Origin of the sequence: Streptomyces sp. NPDC057445 (genome assembly GCF_042802855.1) — a bacterium.
Taxonomy (GTDB): domain Bacteria; phylum Actinomycetota; class Actinomycetes; order Streptomycetales; family Streptomycetaceae; genus Streptomyces.
On record NZ_JBHVDH010000001.1, the window covers coordinates 477437 to 493357 of the forward strand.

Consider the following 15921-nt stretch of genomic DNA (forward strand, 5'->3'; position numbering starts at 1 on the left):
GGAGGATGGGGCGACCCATGCCTCTGCCCACCCCGGCCGACCCGAGAGACCACGCGTGCTCATAAGACTGCTCCGGACGTTCCTGCGTCCGTACCGAAAACCGCTTGCCCTTCTGGTGGCGCTGCAGCTGCTCCAGACCAGTGCCACCCTCTATCTGCCGACCCTGAACGCGGACATCATTGACAACGGTGTCGTCAAGGGTGACACCGGCTACATTCTCACGTTCGGCGCGCTGATGATCGGCGTCAGCGTCGCCCAGGTGGTGTGCAACATCGGGGCCGTGTACTACGGCGCCAGGACGGCCGCCGCGCTCGGCCGGGACGTGCGTGCCGCCGTCTTCGACCGGGTGCAGTCGTTCTCGGCCCGCGAGGTCGGGCATTTCGGCGCGCCCTCGCTGATCACCCGGACGACCAACGACGTCCAGCAGGTCCAGATGCTGGTGCTGATGGCGTTCACGCTGATGGTGTCCGCGCCGATCATGTGCGTCGGCGGCATCGTGCTGGCGCTCGGCCTGGACGTGCCGCTGTCGGCGGTGCTGCTGGCGGTCGTTCCGGTGCTGGGCATCGCCGTGGCCCTGATCGTGAAGAAGATGCGCCCGCTGTTCCGCACCATGCAGGAGCGTCTCGACACGGTGAACCGGGTGCTGCGGGAGCAGATCACCGGCAACCGGGTGATCAGGGCGTTCGTGAAGGACGGCTACGAGGAGGAGCGGTTCCGGGGTGCGAACACCGAGCTGACCGATGTCGCCATGTCGACCGGCCGGCTGATGGCGCTGATGTTCCCGACCGTCATGACGGTGGTGAATGTATCGAGCATCGCGGTCGTCTGGTTCGGTGCCCACCGCATCGACAGCGGCGAGATGCAGATCGGTGCGCTCACCGCGTTCCTCGCCTATCTGATGCAGATCGTGATGGCCGTCATGATGGCGACCTTCATGTTCATGATGGTGCCGCGCGCCGAGGTCTGTGCCGAGCGGATCGAGGAGGTCCTGGACACGGAGTCGAGCGTCGTACCGCCGGCGCGGCCGGTGCGGGAGCTCCTCCGCCGGGGCCATCTTGAGGTGAAGGGGGCGCACTTCCGCTATCCGGGTGCCGAGGAGCCCGTGCTCCGGGACGTGGAACTGGTGGCGCGGCCGGGTGAGACCACCGCGGTCATCGGGTCGACGGGCAGCGGCAAGTCGACACTGCTCGGACTCGTCCCGCGGCTGTTCGACGTGACCGGCGGCGAGGTGCTCGTCGACGGTGTGGACGTACGCGAGCTGGAGCCGGCTCTGATGGCGCGGACCGTCGGGCTCGTACCGCAGAAGCCGTATCTGTTCTCCGGCACGGTCGCCACGAATCTGCGGTACGGGAATCCCGATGCCACGGACGAGGAGCTGTGGCATGCGCTGGAGGTGGCCCAGGCCGCCGACTTCGTGCGTGAGCTCGACGGAGGGCTGGACGCGCCTGTCGCGCAGGGCGGCACGAACGTGTCGGGCGGTCAGCGCCAGCGGCTCGCGATAGCGAGGACGCTGGTCCAGCGGCCGGAGATCTATCTCTTCGACGACTCCTTCTCGGCACTGGACTATGCGACGGACGCGGCGCTGCGCGGGGCGCTGGCCCAGGAGACGGCCGAGTCGACCGTCGTGATCGTCGCCCAGCGGGTGTCGACCATCCGTGATGCCGACCGGATCGTGGTCCTCGACGAGGGCCGTGTCGTGGGCACGGGGCGCCATCACGACCTGATGGAGAGCAACGAGACGTACCGGGAGATCGTGCTCTCCCAGCTGACCGAGGCGGAGGCTGCCTGATGGCCGGTCCTGGTGGACGCATGATGATGGGCCAGTCCGGTGAGCGGTCCATGGACTTCAAGGGCTCGGGCAGGAGGCTGCTCGCGCAGCTCGCGCCGGAGCGGCGCACCCTGTGGGTGATGCTCGGGGCCGGAGTGCTGAGCGTGGCGTTCGCGGTGGTCGGGCCGAAGATCCTGGGGACGGCGACGGACCTGGTCTTCGCGGGTGTCGTCGGGCGGGAGATGCCCGAAGGCACGACCAAGGAACAGGCCGTCGAGGGCCTGCGCGAGCGGGGCGACGGCGGGCTCGCCGACCTGCTGTCGGGGGTGGACTTCACGCCGGGTCGGGGCATCGACTTCACCGCGGTCGGGAACGTGCTGCTGGTGGCTCTCGCCGTGTACGTGGCGGCGGGCCTGCTGATGCTGGTGTCGACCCGCATGTCGATCCGCGTCATCAACCGGACCGTGTACCGGATGCGTGAGGACGTCCAGACGAAGCTGTCGCGGCTGCCGCTGTCGTACTTCGACCGGGCCAAGCGCGGTGAGGTGCTGAGCCGCGCGACGAACGACATCGACAACATCTCGCAGACCATGCAGCAGTCGATGGGCCAGCTGATCAACTCGCTGCTGACCATCGTCGGTGTGCTGGCGATGATGTTCTGGATCTCGCCGCTGCTGGCACTGGTCGCACTGGTCACCGTGCCGGTGTCGGTGTATGTCGCGGCGCGGGTGGGCAAGCGCTCGCAGCCGCAGTTCGTGCAGCAGTGGAAGTCCACGGGCCGGCTCAACGCGCACATCGAGGAGATGTACACCGGCCATGCGCTGGTGAAGGTCTTCGGGCGCCAGGAGGAGTCGGCGAAGGACTTCGCCGAGCAGAACGAGGCGCTCTACGAGGCCGGTTTCCGGGCGCAGTTCAACAGCGGGATCATGCAGCCGCTGATGTTCTTCGTCTCCAACATCAACTATGTGCTGGTGGCCGTGGTCGGCGGGCTGAGGGTCGCGTCGGGAACGCTGTCGATCGGTGATGTGCAGGCCTTCATCCAGTACTCCAGGCAGTTCTCGATGCCGCTGACGCAGGTCGCCTCGATGGCGAACCTGGTGCAGTCCGGGGTCGCCTCCGCCGAGCGGATCTTCGAGCTGCTGGACGCGGACGAGCAGGCGCCCGACCCGGTGCGCGGGACACGTGCCCACGAGCTGCGCGGCGCGGTGGCGCTGGAGAAGGTGTCGTTCCGCTACGACCCGGACAAGCCGCTCATCGAGGATCTGTCGCTGGCCGTCGAGCCGGGCCACACGGTGGCGATCGTCGGGCCGACCGGCGCGGGCAAGACCACACTGGTCAATCTGCTGATGCGGTTCTACGAGGTCACGGGCGGCCGGATCACCCTCGACGGCGTCGACGTCGCCGCGATGTCCCGGGACGAACTGCGGTCCGGGATCGGCATGGTGCTGCAGGACACCTGGCTCTTCGGCGGCACGATCGCCGAGAACATCGCCTACGGGACCTCCCGCGAGGTCACCCGGGAGGAGATCGAGGAGGCCGCGCGCGCCGCGCACGCCGACCGTTTCATCCGCACGCTGCCCGACGGCTACGACACCGTCATCGACGACGAGGGCTCCGGCGTCAGCGCCGGCGAGAAGCAGCTGATCACCATCGCGCGGGCGTTCCTGTCCGACCCGGTGATCCTGGTGCTCGACGAGGCGACGAGTTCGGTCGACACCCGTACCGAGGTGCTGATCCAGAAGGGGATGGCGCGCCTCGCGCACGGCCGTACGTCGTTCGTGATCGCGCACCGGCTCTCCACGATCCGCGATGCGGACGTGATCTTGGTGATGGAGAACGGCTCCATCGTCGAGCAGGGCACGCATGAGAAGCTGCTGCTCGCCGGGGGCGCGTACGCGCGCCTCTACTCGGCGCAGTTCGCGCAGGCGGTGGCCGAAGTCGACTGACGCGCAGGGAAGTTCGCCGTCAGCGGCGGCGAGAACGGGGAGGAAAAGGAAACATGGCTGAGGAACCGGGTGGCGGGGGCGGGGCTCCGGCGGGCACGGCAACGGCGACGGGGCTCGCGCTCGGACTGCCGCTGGGCGTGGTGTTCGCAATCTCCTTCGGACCGGCCCTGGACAGCCTGGCACTGGGCCTCGGCCTGGGAGTCGCCTTCGGTGCCGCGGTCGGCGCCGGCGTCGACGCGCGCAGGAAGCGGCAGGCGCAGGCGGCCGGGGACTCGGCGTCCTCGGACGGCGGCACTCAGTCCAGGTAGCCGCGAAGCTGGTCCGCGAAGGCGTGGTCCCGCAGCTTGTTGAGGGTCTTGGACTCGATCTGGCGGATGCGTTCGCGCGTCACGCCGAAGATGCGTCCGATCTCCTCCAGGGTGCGGGGCCGCCCGTCGTCCAGGCCGTAGCGGAGCTGGACGACCTTGCGTTCGCGCTCGCCGAGGGTGGAGAGGACCGCTTCGAGGTGTTCGCGGAGCAGGAGGAAGGCCGCCGATTCGACGGGCGACGCGGCGTCGCCGTCCTCGATGAGGTCGCCGAGCGCGACGTCGTCCTCCTCACCGACGGGCGCGTGCAGCGACACCGGTTCCTGGGCGAGCCTCAGAACTTCGCCGACGCGTTCGGGCGTCAGGTCGAGCTGGGCGGCGACTTCCTCTGCGGTCGGTTCGTAGCCGCGCTCCTGGAGCATGCGGCGCTGGATCCGGACGACGCGGTTGATCAGCTCGACGACATGGACGGGTACGCGTATGGTCCGGGCCTGGTCGGCGAGAGCTCGCGACATGGCCTGACGGATCCACCAGGTCGCGTACGTGGAGAACTTGTAGCCGCGCGCGTAGTCGAACTTCTCGACTGCCCTGATCAGCCCGAGGTTGCCCTCCTGGACGAGGTCGAGCATGGTCAGGCCGCGGCCGACGTAGCGCTTGGCGACGGAGACGACCAGGCGCAGATTGGCCTCGATGAGACGGCGCTTGGCCATCCGGCCCATGACGACGAGCTTGTCCAGGTCGACGGCGAGCTGTGAGTCGAGGTCCGGGGTGCTGCCGAGCTTCTCCTCCGCGAAGAGGCCCGCTTCGACGCGGCGGGCGAGTTCCACTTCCTCGGCGGCCGTGAGGAGAGGGATCCGGCCGATCTCACGGAGGTACTGGCGGAAGAGGTCGGAGGACGGCCCGCCGGCCTGCTGGTCGATACGGGCCGGCCGCTCGGGCAGCTCCGTCGCCTCCCGCAGTTCCGCTTCCGGGACCGTACGCGGGCCGTCCCCCGGGTGGCCCTCTGCATCGTCGCCGCCGAGGTGGCCCGCTGATCCGGCCCCGAGGCCGCCCGGGGGTTCGCTCCCGGCCCGGCCGGCGGGCCCGTTCCCGGGGCCGCCCGCGGGCTCGTTCCCGACATGGCCCCCCGGCTCGTTCTCGGGGTGGTGAGCGGCCCGGCTCTGCGGTGGTACGGCCGTGACCGGATCTGCTTCTGCCGGGGTCCGGGTCTGGGTCTGCACGGGCGCGACCTCCAGGGTGAGCGCTGCCGGTTGGGGGGCAGGCGGCAGCGGGACGGGGACGGCGGCCGACCGCTGTCCGTCCCGTGCACGATGAGCGGATCCGCGGGGGTGAGCGGCCCAGTTTCGGTGGACCGGCCGCGCTCCGGGGACTCAGGCACCGCCCCCAGTGTGGGGTACGACACATCACTGCCACGAGGGGCGTGCGATGACTTTTTGAGTCCGGTCCGTGACCGGGCGGTTACGGCGGCCGTGATCCGGGGCGCCCCTGGGCTTTCATTTGGATCAGGCCGGATCGGTGAGCGGGGTCCGGCGGCGTGCCTCGCAAGGCGGAGGAAGGCCCAAGCGGCGGGGACCTCCCGGCGGTAGCCGGGGGACGTCGGCGACCGACGACAACGCAGCGAAGTGCGCCGCCGGGGCACGCGAGCCCGGCAGGATCCGACGACAGGCCCTGGTGTCCCGAGTCGGAGATTCTCCGGGCAGTTCCCGCCGCCGGGCGCCGGGTTCGCGCTCGACGGCGAGGTCGGCATCCGCGAGTGCCAGGCAGGCCAGGGATGGCGATTCACGGACGGAGAACTGCCGACGAAATCCTGACTCAGGACGCTAGAGAGCGTCCGCGCCCCGGTTGCGCAGCGACTGCGCGTACTGCTGGAGCACCCACAGTTCGTTCTGCACGGCCGCGAGATGTTCCGGGTCGGCGTGGGCGCCGAGGCGGGCGAGCGTGCCCTGCACATCGCGGATGCGGCGGTCGACGGCGCGCAGACGGACCTGGACGAGCTGCATGCCCGCGTACGTCTCGTCGACCGTCCTGGCGTGGACGGCCTCCACGGCGAGCTCGGTGATCATCGCGCGGACGACGTCGTCGGGCGCGGCGTCGCGGACCCGGGCGAGATAGCCGGGGGCGTCGGGGATGCCCTGCTCGGCGCCGCCCGCGTCGGCGACGGCCCGGCGCACGGCGGCGTAGGGCGGAGCGGTGAACTCGTCCGCCCCGTACGCGTCGAAGGCCGGGGAGACCAGCTCCGGGTGCTGGAGGGCGAGCTTCAGCAGCTCGCGCTCGGTGCGATGGGCGGGGCTGCGGAGGTTGAGGGCGGGGCCGCCGGGGGTGGCGGGGCGCTGGGAGTCGTACGAGGGCGCCTGCCGGCTCTGCGCGCGCCCGGCGCCAGGGCCGCGCCCCGCGCCCGGACCGCCCTGGCCCTGGCCGCCGCTCCCCCGCTCCCGCGCCCACCGGGCGAGCTGGGAGACCCGCTTCACCACGAACTGTGTGTCGAGGATGCCGAGAAGGCCGGCGAGTTGGACGGCGACCTCGTGCTGCGAGGAGCTGTTCTTGATCCGCGCGACGATCGGCGCGGCCTCGTCGAGCGCGGCGGCCCGGCCGACGGGGGTCTCGAGGTCGTAGTTCTTCACGAGGTGCCGGATCGCGAACTCGAAGAGCTGGTTGCGCGGCTCTGCCAGCTCGCGCACCGCCTCGTCGCCCTTCGCGAGGCGCAGTTCGCACGGGTCCATCCCGTCGGGGGCGACCGCGATGAACGTCTCGGCGGCGAACTTCTGGTCGTCCTCGAACGCGCGCAGAGCGGCCTTCTGCCCGGCCGCGTCACCGTCGAAGGTGAAGATCACCTTCGCGCTGCCGTTGTCCATCAGCAGCCGGCGGAGGATCTTGATGTGCTCGCCGCCGAAAGCCGTACCGCAGGTGGCGATCGCCGTCGTCACCCCGGCGAGATGGCAGGCCATCACATCCGTGTAGCCCTCGACGACCACGGCACGGCTGGACTTGGCGATCTCCTTCTTGGCCAGGTCGATGCCGTACAGCACCTGGGACTTCTTGTAGATCGCCGTGTCGGGCGTGTTCAGATACTTCGGGCCGTTGTCGTCGTCGCGGAGCTTGCGCGCACCGAATCCCACGACATCGCCGGAAATGTCCCTGATCGGCCACATCAGCCGGCCGCGGAAGCGGTCGATGGGGCCGCGGCGGCCCTCCTGGGAAAGCCCGGAGAGGACGAGCTCCTTGTCGGAGAAGCCCTTCCCGCGCAGAAAGCGGGTGAGGTGGTCCCAGCCCGCCGGGCTGTATCCCACGCCGAAGTGCTGCGCGGCGGCCTGGTCGAAGCCTCGCTCGGCGAGGAACTTGCGGCCGATCTCGGCCTCGGCGCCCGACTCCAGTTGCTCGGTGTAGAACTGCGCGGCGACCTTGTGCGCCTCGACCAGGCGGATGCGCTCGCCGCGCTGGTGGCTCGGGTTGTACCCGCCCTCCTCGTAGCGCAGCGTGATCCCCGCCTTGGCGGCGAGCCGCTCGACCGCCTCGGAGAAGGAGAGATGGTCGATCTTGCGGACGAAGGCGATGGTGTCCCCGCCCTCCTGGCAGCCGAAGCAGTGGAAGAGGCCCTTGCTCGGACTGACCTGGAAGGAGGGGGACTTCTCGTCGTGGAAGGGGCACAGCCCCTTGAGGTTGCCGCCGCCGGCATTGCGCAGCTGGAGGTATTCGGACACGACGGAGTCGATCGGGACCGCGTCCCGTACCGCCTTCACGTCGTCATCGTTGATCCTGCCTGCCACGCGTAAAGCTTAAGGTGCCGGAGTGACAGCGCTGAGCGCGGTCGCCGGGTCGGCCAGGGCCTCGGTGTCCACGGGCCTGGCGGACCGGATGAGCTCCTGGATCTGCTCGGTGACGTCCCACACATTGACGTTCATCCCGGCGAGAACCTTGCGGTCCTTGAGCCAGAAGGCGATGAACTGGCGCTTGCCCACGTCGCCGCGGAGCACGACCTGGTCGTACGAGCCGGGCGGCGCCCAGCCCGAGTACTCCATGCCGAGGTCGTACTGGTCGGAGAAGAAGTAAGGGATCCGGTCGTAAGAGACGTCCTGGCCGAGCATCGCGCGGGCGGCGGCGGGGCCGCCGTTCAGCGCGTTCGCCCAGTGCTCGACGCGCAGCCGGATGTCGAGCAGCGGGTGGTGCACGGCGGCGACGTCACCGGCCGCGTAGATCTCGGGGTCGGAGGTGCGCAGCGAGGCGTCGACGGCGATCCCGCCACCGTGGGCCCGGTCGACGAGGGCGAGACCGGCGGCCTCTGCGAGACCGCTGCGCGGGGCGGCGCCGATCGCGGCGAGAACGCTGTGGGCGGGGTGCTCCTCGCCGTCGTCCGTGCGGGCGGCGAGAACCATGCCGTCCTGACCGGTGATCTCGGTGAGGCGGGCGCCGAAGTGGAACCGTACGCCGTGCTCGCGGTGCAGATCGGCGAAGATCTGGCCGAGCTCGGGGCCGATGACCTGGTGGAGCGGGGTGGGCTCGGGCTCGACGACGGTGACCTCGGCGCCGTAGCCGCGGGCGGCGGCGGCGACCTCCAGGCCGATCCAGCCCGCCCCCGCGATCAGCAGATGGCCGTTGTCGCGGCCGAGGCCGGCGAGAACCTGACGCAGCCGGTCGGCGTGGGCCAGGCGGCGCAGATGGTGCACACCGGCCAGGCCGGTCCCGGGGATGTCCAGGCGGCGCGGCTCGGCCCCGGTGGCGAGCAGCAGCTTGTCGTAGTGGACGGTGGTGCCGTCGCCGAGCCGTACGGACCGGCCCTCACGGTCGACGGAGGTGACGGGCTGGCCGAGGTGCAGCTCGACGTCGTTCTGGGCGTACCAGGCCGGCTCGTGGACGAAGACGCTGTCGCGCTCCTCCTTGCCGGACAGATAGCCCTTGGACAGCGGCGGCCGCTCGTACGGGTGGTCGCGTTCGTCACCGATCAGGATCACCCTGCCGGTGAACCCCTCGGCGCGGAGGGTTTCCGCAGCCTTCGCCCCGGCGAGTCCCCCGCCCACGATGACGAATGTCCGATGCGCGTCGACCACTTGGCTCCTCCTTGTTCACTGCCGGGGTCCTGGGGTTGGCCCCCCGGACACCAGCACGCTACGCCGCCTTCTGCGAGCGTCCCGCACGGAGCGTGATGGCGAAAGAGGGGGTGTCACGGTGGGCCTGTCGGTTCAGGCCACACCCGGCGGCGCTCAAAGGGGCCGTGAGGTGAGGCGGGCGTGCAGGGTGCGGGCCGAGGCGTCCGTCAGCGAAGAGATCTGGTCAATGATCACCCTCTTGCGCGACCGGTCGTCGGCAGCGGCCTCGAACAGTGCGCGGAACTGCGGGTCCAGGCCCTCGGGGGCGCGCGTGACCAGGGCGTCGGCGAGTTCGGCCACGACGATGCGCTGCTCGGCGCGGAGCGCCTCCTGCTCGGCGCGCTGCATCACATAGCGGTCGGCGACCGCCTTCAGGACCGCGCACTCGAGGTGGGCCTCGTGGGGGACGACGAGCTCGGCGGCGTACCGGGTGAGCCTGCCGGGGCCGTACGCCTGCCGCGTCGCCGCCTCTGCGGCCAGGCAGAACCGGCCGATGAGCTGGCTCGTCGCGTCCTTGAGGCGGGCCTGGGCGACGGCGGAGCCGTCGTAGCCGTGCGGCCACCACTCCTGTTCGACGAGGCGGTCGAGGGCGTCGGCGAGCTCCTGCGGATCGGTGTCCTCCGCGACGTAGCGGCCGACGGCCACCTTCCAGATCTCCTGGCGCTCCTGCTCGGACAGGAGCGCGTTCGGGTCGATGTGACCGGCGTGGAGCCCGTCCTCGAAGTCATGGACGGAATACGCCACGTCGTCCGACCAGTCCATGACCTGGGCCTCGAAGCACTTGCGGTGGGCCGGGGCGCCTTGCCTGGCCCAGGCGAAGACCGGGAGGTCGTCCTCGTACACCCCGAACTTGGGCGAGCCGGGATCGGTCGGATGGCCGCCGCGTGCCCAGGGGTACTTGGTGGCGGCGTCGAGCGCCGCCCGGGTCAGGTTCAGGCCGACGCTGACCAGCTCACCGCCCTCATCGGCGGCCCCGGACGATCCGGCGGGGGCGTGGACGAACCGCTTGGGCTCGATACGGGTGAGCAGCCGCAGCGACTGGGCGTTGCCCTCGAAGCCGCCGCAGTCCTTGGCGACGTCGTTGAGTGCCTGCTCGCCGTTGTGCCCGAAGGGCGGATGGCCCAGGTCGTGTGCCAGGCACGCGGCCTCCACCAGATCGGGGTCGCAGCCGAGGGCGGCGCCGAGCTCGCGTCCGACCTGGGCGCACTCCAGGGAGTGCGTCAGCCGGGTGCGCGGACTCGGGTCCCAGGCCGCGCTGCGCGAGCCGGGGGTGACCACCTGGGTCTTGCCGGCGAGGCGGCGGAGCGCGGCGGAGTGCAGCACACGCGCGCGGTCGCGCTGGAAGGCCGTGCGGCCCGGGCGCTTGTCGGGCTCGGCGGCCCAGCGCGCGGTGGCCGCTTCGTCGTAGCAGCGGGGGTCGGAGGTGGTGCCAGTGGTGCCTTCCATGCCCCTGACGGTAACCGCTCGCGCCAACAGCGTGGCTCAGGCGGTGATCAGCCGGTGCCTGGCCGCCGTGCGAGTTGCCAGGTACGAGCGGCGAGGTACGGCTCAGGCGGTGACCAGCCGGCGCCGGACCGCCGTGCCGAGCGCCGGCACCGTCTCGTCGTAGCGCTGCAGTACGAGCCGCGCAAGGGCGGGGTGGGCGCCCAGCGGAGCGGCCGCGAGCCACGGGGCCGCCGCGGCCGCCGCCGAGGCGAACCGCCCAGGTGCGGTGAAGTACGAGGCCACGGCGATACGGTGCCGGCCTCGCGCGGACAGCGCACGCACCGCCTCGGGGACGCTCGGCGAGACCGCGGAGGCGTACGCCGGGACGACCGGCACCCCGCCCAGGCGCTCACTGAGCATGGCGGCGGCGCGGCGGGCGTCGGCGGCCGACTCCGGGTCACGCGATCCGGCGGCGGCGAGGACGACCCCGGCGGCGCGGCTGCCGTCGTCGTCGGCGCGCCAGCCCGCCTCGGCGAGCCTGCCGTACAGCGCCTCGACGAGCAGCGGATGCGGCCCGAGCGGTGGCGCGATCGCGGCCCGCAGCCCCGGCACATCCGCGACGGCGCCCGGTATGTCCCGCTTCACGTGGTAGCCGCGGCCGAGCAGCAGCGGTACGAGGACGGCCTCGCGCTCGCCCCGGCCGGCAGGGACGGAAAGGCCGGCGAGCGCGTCGGGCAGCAGCGGTTCTTCGAGCTCGATGTGCCCGAGCCGTACGTCCAGACCGGGCCGCAGCTCCCGTACCCGGTCGAGCAGCCGGGTCACGGTGTGCACGGCACGAGGATCCCGGCTGCCGTGCGCGACGGCGACCAGGGCCGGGGCGGGCACGGAGGCACGGGCGGCGAAGCCCCTGACCCCGTACGAGGACGGATCGGAGGCGGTGTTCATGGCGGGAGGACTCATGGGTCTGCGCACTCCATTGAGCTGGACATGACTGAGCTGTGCCCCGAGCTGCGCGGTGATCCGCGTGAGCAGCTCCGCGGTGCTGTCGAGGGGCAGCGTGCTCGGGGCCGTGGACTCGCGAGGATGTGCCGACGCCGTCATGAACCGATCCTGGCGGGCGTAGATTGCCGCGTCGTTGCGCCGCGGTGACGGGTCTTTTCCACCACCTCACCGGCTCGCCGGGGCCGTTGTCAGACCACTCGACGGCCGCGGTGACAGTCGGATCCGCCTCGGCGCGGCGGCTTCCTTCCGTCCCACCCGGGACATTTGCGGGGAGCGGGACGCGTCAGCTCGCCAGCCAGACGCGCAACGGCGCCCCCGGCACACAGCCCTGCCGGATCGCCTCGGTCAGGGAGTCGCCGTCTTCGTAGCCCACGACCGGGGTCCCCGGCCAGAAGCGGGTGACCGTGGCCAGGCAGCCGGCCCAGGCGCGCTCGAGGTCGGCGTCGGTGCCGAAGAGGTTGGAGATGCCGACGACGGAGGAGCTGCGGCTCACGACCGCTCCGGCGACCGTGCGCGTGCCACCGTCGGTCGTCCCGGCGAGAACGGTCGTGGCACGGTCCTCGAGGAGTTCGGGACGGAAGAGGCCGGCCAGATCCTCGTCACCGTCGGACCAGGCCACCGCCCACGCAGCCAGGTTGCCTGCCGTGCGGACCGGCCGCCAGACGACGTCGTCCGGGGCGGCGGGCGCCGCGAGAGTGGCCGGACGGTAGATCCAGCGCGCCTCGAAGAGCACGTCGAAGCCGTCCGCGGACAGGTCCAGGCGACCGAAACTGTCCTTGACGGAACAACCGGGAGCCTCGCGGTCGATCTCCTCCAGCACCTCGCGGGCCGTCGCATCCGGCGCCAGGGTGACGGCGTCCGGGTACAGCGGCGGCGTGCGCCGCTCGCTGGTCCAGGCACGTTCGCCGAACACCCCCGGGTTCCCGTGCGCACGGCACATCGCATCGCACCATTCGGCGTTGTTACGAGCAGACACAGTGATCACGGAGCAATCATGCCGGACCGTCGGCCCGGGACGGGCCGGACTGCCGGGCTCCCGGACCGCTGACCGCCGACGTCCACGAAAGACCCGCCCCCGCCATCACGCCCTCGTCAGGCCGGAGTTCCTCCGCTCCCACGTCCCCGCTCCCGCACGCCCCGTACACCGTGCGGGAGAGGCACCCCCTCAACCAACCGGGCGCTTCCGGCGCCGGGCCGGCGGCGGTCATGCGTGCCGGTGCCACGGAAGCGTCCCTCGAAGGGATGGCTCCGCAGAGGGTTTCCCTGATCACATCCGCGTGGTGCGCTGAACCGTTGCGCCTCTGACGGCGTCGGATGAGATGAGTCGGGCACGACAATCGGACCAGGGGGGTCTCAACCCATGCACAAGCTCACGCTCCTGCCCAGGAGCCGCCGCGGGCAGCGACGCGCGGTGCAGGCCGTGATGCTCGGATTCGTGTTCGCGCTGGCCCCGTCGACATGGATGCACGCCGTCGCGGACAGCCGTGTCCGAACCGTCGCCGACGTCCCCGCCCAGGACGTCGCCGTCGTCTTCGGCGCCGGACTGTGGAAGGGCAGGCCCACCCCGTACCTCGCACACCGGCTCGACACGGCCGCCGAGTTGTACCGGACGGGGAAGGTCAAGGTCGTGCTCGTGACCGGGGACAACAGCCGGGCCGAGTACGACGAGCCGGACGCGATGCGCTCGTACCTCACCGAACGCGGGGTGCCCGACGGGCGGATCGTCAGCGACTACGCGGGCTTCGACACCTGGGACTCGTGCGTACGCGCCAAGAAGATCTTCGGGGTCGACCGCGCCGTACTCGTGACGCAGGGGTTCCACATCGAGCGGGCGATCGCGCTGTGCGCCGCCGCGGGAGTCGAGTCGTACGGCGTCGGGGTCGCAGAGCCGCTCGACGCGACCTGGTACTACGGCGGCACACGGGAGATGTTCGCGGCGGGGAAGGCGGCTCTGGACGCGGCGTTCGAGCCGGACCCGCACTTCCTCGGGCGGCAGGAGCCCGGCGTCACCAAGGCCCTGGCCTCGGCCACGGGCCCCTGAGCAGCTCACGGCGCGCCGGACGGCACCCTGAGCGCCCCGTACCGGGGCCGTAATGCGACCGGCCGGCCCCCGTAACACGGACGACGCACGCTGGCTCCATGTCCCACGCACCGGCGGCCTCCGCGCTCGTTCCGACCCACTGCCCCTACTGCTCGCTGCAGTGCGGCATGAACCTGCGCGCCTCGGGGACGGGATCCGTCGAGGTCGTCGAGCGCCCGGACTTCCCCGTGAACCGGGGTGCGCTGTGCGGCAAGGGACGCACGGCACCCGCGGTGCTCTCCTCCCGGGTGCGCCTGACCGGGCCCCTGGTCCGACGCCCCGCCACAGGCAGGCTCGAACCGGCCACCTGGGAGGAGGCCCTCCGCGCGACGGCCGACGGCCTGCGGCGCACCCGGGCGGTCCACGGCGCCGACGCGGTCGGGGTCTTCGGCGGCGGAGGTCTGACGAACGAGAAGGCCTACGCGCTCGGGAAGTTCGCCCGGGTCGTGCTCGGCACCTCGCAGATCGACTACAACGGCCGCTTCTGCATGTCGTCGGCCGCCGCCGCGCACAACAGGGCATTCGGCCTCGACCGGGGGCTGCCGTTCCCGCTCGAGGACATTCCGCGCACCGGCTGCGTCGTCCTCGTCGGATCGAACCTCGCCGAGACGATGCCGCCCGCCCTGCGCTATCTCACGGAACTGAAGGAGAACGGCGGCACGCTGATCGTCGTCGACCCGCGCCGCACCAGGACCGCCGAGCAGGCCGACCTGCACCTCGCACCCCGCCCCGGCACGGACCTGGCCCTCGCGCTCGGGCTGCTGCATCTGGTGGTGGCGCAGGGACGCACGGACGAGGAGTTCATCCGGGAGCGCACGAGCGGATGGGAAGAGGCCAGGGCCGCGGCCATGGCCCACTGGCCCGAACTGGTCGAGCGGATCACCGGGGTCGGCGTACCGCAGCTGCGCGCCGCCGTCGGCATGTACTGCGACGCGCCCGCCGCGATGGTGCTCACGGCACGCGGGCCCGAGCAGCAGTCAAAGGGCACCGACACGGTCGGCGCCTGGATCAATCTCGCCCTCGCGACCGGGAAGGCGGGGCGGCCACTGTCCGGATACGGATGTCTCACCGGTCAGGGCAACGGGCAAGGCGGACGCGAGCACGGCCAGAAGGCCGACCAGCTGCCCGGCTACCGCAAGCTCGACGACCCGGCGGCGCGGGCGCATGTGGCGGAGGTGTGGGGCGTCGACCCCGACTCGCTGCCGGGACCGGGGCGCAGCGCGTACGAACTCCTCGACGCGCTCGGCGGGGATGTGAAGGCCCTGCTGCTCATGGGATCCAACCCGGTGGTCTCCGCGCCGCGCGCCGCGCACGTGGAGGAGCGGATCCGGGCCCTGGACTTCCTCGCCGTCGCGGACGTCGTGCTGTCGGAGACGGCAGCGCTCGCGGATGTGGTGTTCCCGGTGACCCAGTGGGCGGAGGAGACGGGCACCATGACCAATCTGGAGGGGCGCGTGCTGCTGCGGCGGCGGGCGATCACCCCTCCGGAGAACGTACGGAGCGATCTGCAGGTCCTGCACGGGCTGGCCGCACTGCTGGGTCACGAGAAGGGGTTCCCGACGGACCCGGAGGAGGTCTTCGGGGAACTGCGGCGGGCGTCGGCGGGCGGGGCCGCGGACTACTCGGGCATCACCTACCGGCGGCTGGAGGAGGAGAACGGCGTCTTCTGGCCGTGCCCGGAGACGGGTGAGGGCGAGGGGGGTGGTTCGCACCCGGACCCGGGCGCGGGACCGAGCGACGGACCGGGACCGGGACCGGGACCGGGACCGGCTTCCGACGACGGGTCGGGTTCCGGCTCGGGTTCGGTCCCGGACACGCATCCCGGGACGCCGCGGTTGTTCCTCGACCGCTTCGCCACGGCGGACGGGCGGGCGCGGTTCGTACCCGTCGTGCACCGGGAGGCCGCGGAGGAGACCGACGCCGAGTACCCCGTGCTGCTGACGACCGGGCGGGTCGTGGCGCAGTACCAGTCCGGGGCACAGACGCGCCGGGTCCCTGAGCTGAACACCGCCGCGCCCGGGCCGTTCGTCGAGATCCACCCGCACCTCGCCGCGCGGATCGGGGTGGCGGACGGGGAACCGCTCGCCGTCGTGTCGCGGCGGGGGCGGGCGGTGGCGCCGGCGCGGGTGACAGAGGCCATCCGGCCGGACACGGTGTTCATGCCCTTCCACTGGGCGGGCGAGGGACGGGCCAACACGCTGACCAACCCGGCGCTCGATCCGACTTCTCGTATGCCGGAGTTCAAGGTGTGTGCGGTGCGACTGGAGACGACGACGGATGCCCGGATGCGGTGACTCCTGCGGCGCGGGGGTCG

At 71.5% G+C, this 15921-nt stretch carries 11 protein-coding genes; 5 read left to right on the plus strand and 6 right to left on the minus strand.

The window, feature by feature from the left end; genetic code table 11:
• The first annotated feature begins 55 nt into the window (after positions 1-55).
• From ACFU5O_RS02215 to ACFU5O_RS02225, 3 genes are read left to right on the plus strand one after another with little or no spacing between them, the layout of a single operon-like run.
• The gene (locus ACFU5O_RS02215; RefSeq protein ID WP_384235241.1) at positions 56-1789 is read left to right on the plus strand and encodes an ABC transporter ATP-binding protein; all 1734 of its coding nucleotides are present in this window, start codon (positions 56-58) and stop codon (positions 1787-1789) included.
• Entirely contained in the window at positions 1789-3714 is a 1926-nt protein-coding gene (locus tag ACFU5O_RS02220) for an ABC transporter ATP-binding protein (protein ID WP_384235243.1), read from the plus strand. Before ACFU5O_RS02215 ends, ACFU5O_RS02220 begins: the two co-directional genes overlap by 1 nt.
• 53 nt (positions 3715-3767) lie before the next feature.
• Positions 3768-4022, plus strand: a complete 255-nt coding sequence (locus ACFU5O_RS02225) for a hypothetical protein (protein WP_384235245.1) — start codon at positions 3768-3770, stop codon at positions 4020-4022.
• Here ACFU5O_RS02225 and ACFU5O_RS02230 read toward each other — a convergent pair.
• The 6 genes from ACFU5O_RS02230 to ACFU5O_RS02255 all read right to left on the minus strand — a co-directional run bounded on the left by ACFU5O_RS02230 (position 4010) and on the right by ACFU5O_RS02255 (position 12512).
• Positions 4010-5239: an RNA polymerase sigma factor gene (locus ACFU5O_RS02230; RefSeq protein ID WP_384235248.1), complete on the minus strand. Its 1230-nt coding sequence runs from the start codon at positions 5237-5239 to the stop codon at positions 4010-4012. The genes ACFU5O_RS02225 and ACFU5O_RS02230 overlap by 13 nt on opposite strands.
• Positions 5240-5839: 600 nt before the next feature.
• The gene (dnaG, locus tag ACFU5O_RS02235) at positions 5840-7783 is read right to left on the minus strand and encodes a DNA primase (protein ID WP_384235250.1); all 1944 of its coding nucleotides are present in this window, start codon (positions 7781-7783) and stop codon (positions 5840-5842) included.
• A gap of 9 nt (positions 7784-7792) precedes the next feature.
• Positions 7793-9061 (minus strand): NAD(P)/FAD-dependent oxidoreductase, encoded by a 1269-nt coding sequence (locus ACFU5O_RS02240; RefSeq protein ID WP_384235253.1) that lies wholly within the window; start codon positions 9059-9061, stop codon positions 7793-7795.
• 153 nt (positions 9062-9214) lie between these two features.
• Positions 9215-10546 carry a deoxyguanosinetriphosphate triphosphohydrolase gene (locus ACFU5O_RS02245; RefSeq protein WP_384235254.1) on the minus strand — a complete coding sequence of 444 codons (1332 nt, stop codon included), beginning with the start codon at positions 10544-10546 and terminating at the stop codon, positions 9215-9217.
• Between the two features lie 102 nt (positions 10547-10648).
• A complete protein-coding gene (locus ACFU5O_RS02250; RefSeq protein ID WP_384235257.1) occupies positions 10649-11626 on the minus strand; it encodes a sirohydrochlorin chelatase in 978 nt (325 codons plus the stop codon).
• A gap of 184 nt (positions 11627-11810) precedes the next feature.
• Positions 11811-12512: a hypothetical protein gene (locus ACFU5O_RS02255; protein WP_384235259.1), complete on the minus strand. Its 702-nt coding sequence runs from the start codon at positions 12510-12512 to the stop codon at positions 11811-11813.
• 375 nt (positions 12513-12887) lie between these two features.
• On the opposite strand from ACFU5O_RS02255, the gene ACFU5O_RS02260 reads away from it, so the two are divergent.
• Both ACFU5O_RS02260 and ACFU5O_RS02265 read left to right on the plus strand, forming a co-directional pair.
• Positions 12888-13568 (plus strand): vancomycin high temperature exclusion protein, encoded by a 681-nt coding sequence (locus ACFU5O_RS02260; RefSeq protein WP_384235260.1) that lies wholly within the window; start codon positions 12888-12890, stop codon positions 13566-13568.
• 98 nt (positions 13569-13666) lie between these two features.
• Entirely contained in the window at positions 13667-15901 is a 2235-nt protein-coding gene (locus tag ACFU5O_RS02265; RefSeq protein WP_384235262.1) for a molybdopterin oxidoreductase family protein, read from the plus strand.
• Positions 15902-15921: the final 20 nt, after the last annotated feature.

Excerpts from the sequence above, each read along its gene's own strand:
- ACFU5O_RS02220 (WP_384235243.1), top strand. The coding sequence starts at position 1,789 with ATGGCCGGTCCTGGTGGACGCATGATGATGGGCCAGTCCGGTGAGCGG.
- ACFU5O_RS02225 (WP_384235245.1), top strand. The coding sequence starts at position 3,768 with ATGGCTGAGGAACCGGGTGGCGGGGGCGGGGCTCCGGCGGGCACGGCA.
- ACFU5O_RS02245 (WP_384235254.1), bottom strand. The coding sequence starts at position 10,546 with ATGGAAGGCACCACTGGCACCACCTCCGACCCCCGCTGCTACGACGAA.
- ACFU5O_RS02250 (WP_384235257.1), bottom strand. The coding sequence starts at position 11,626 with ATGACGGCGTCGGCACATCCTCGCGAGTCCACGGCCCCGAGCACGCTG.
- ACFU5O_RS02260 (WP_384235260.1), top strand. The coding sequence starts at position 12,888 with ATGCACAAGCTCACGCTCCTGCCCAGGAGCCGCCGCGGGCAGCGACGC.
- ACFU5O_RS02265 (WP_384235262.1), top strand. The coding sequence starts at position 13,667 with ATGTCCCACGCACCGGCGGCCTCCGCGCTCGTTCCGACCCACTGCCCC.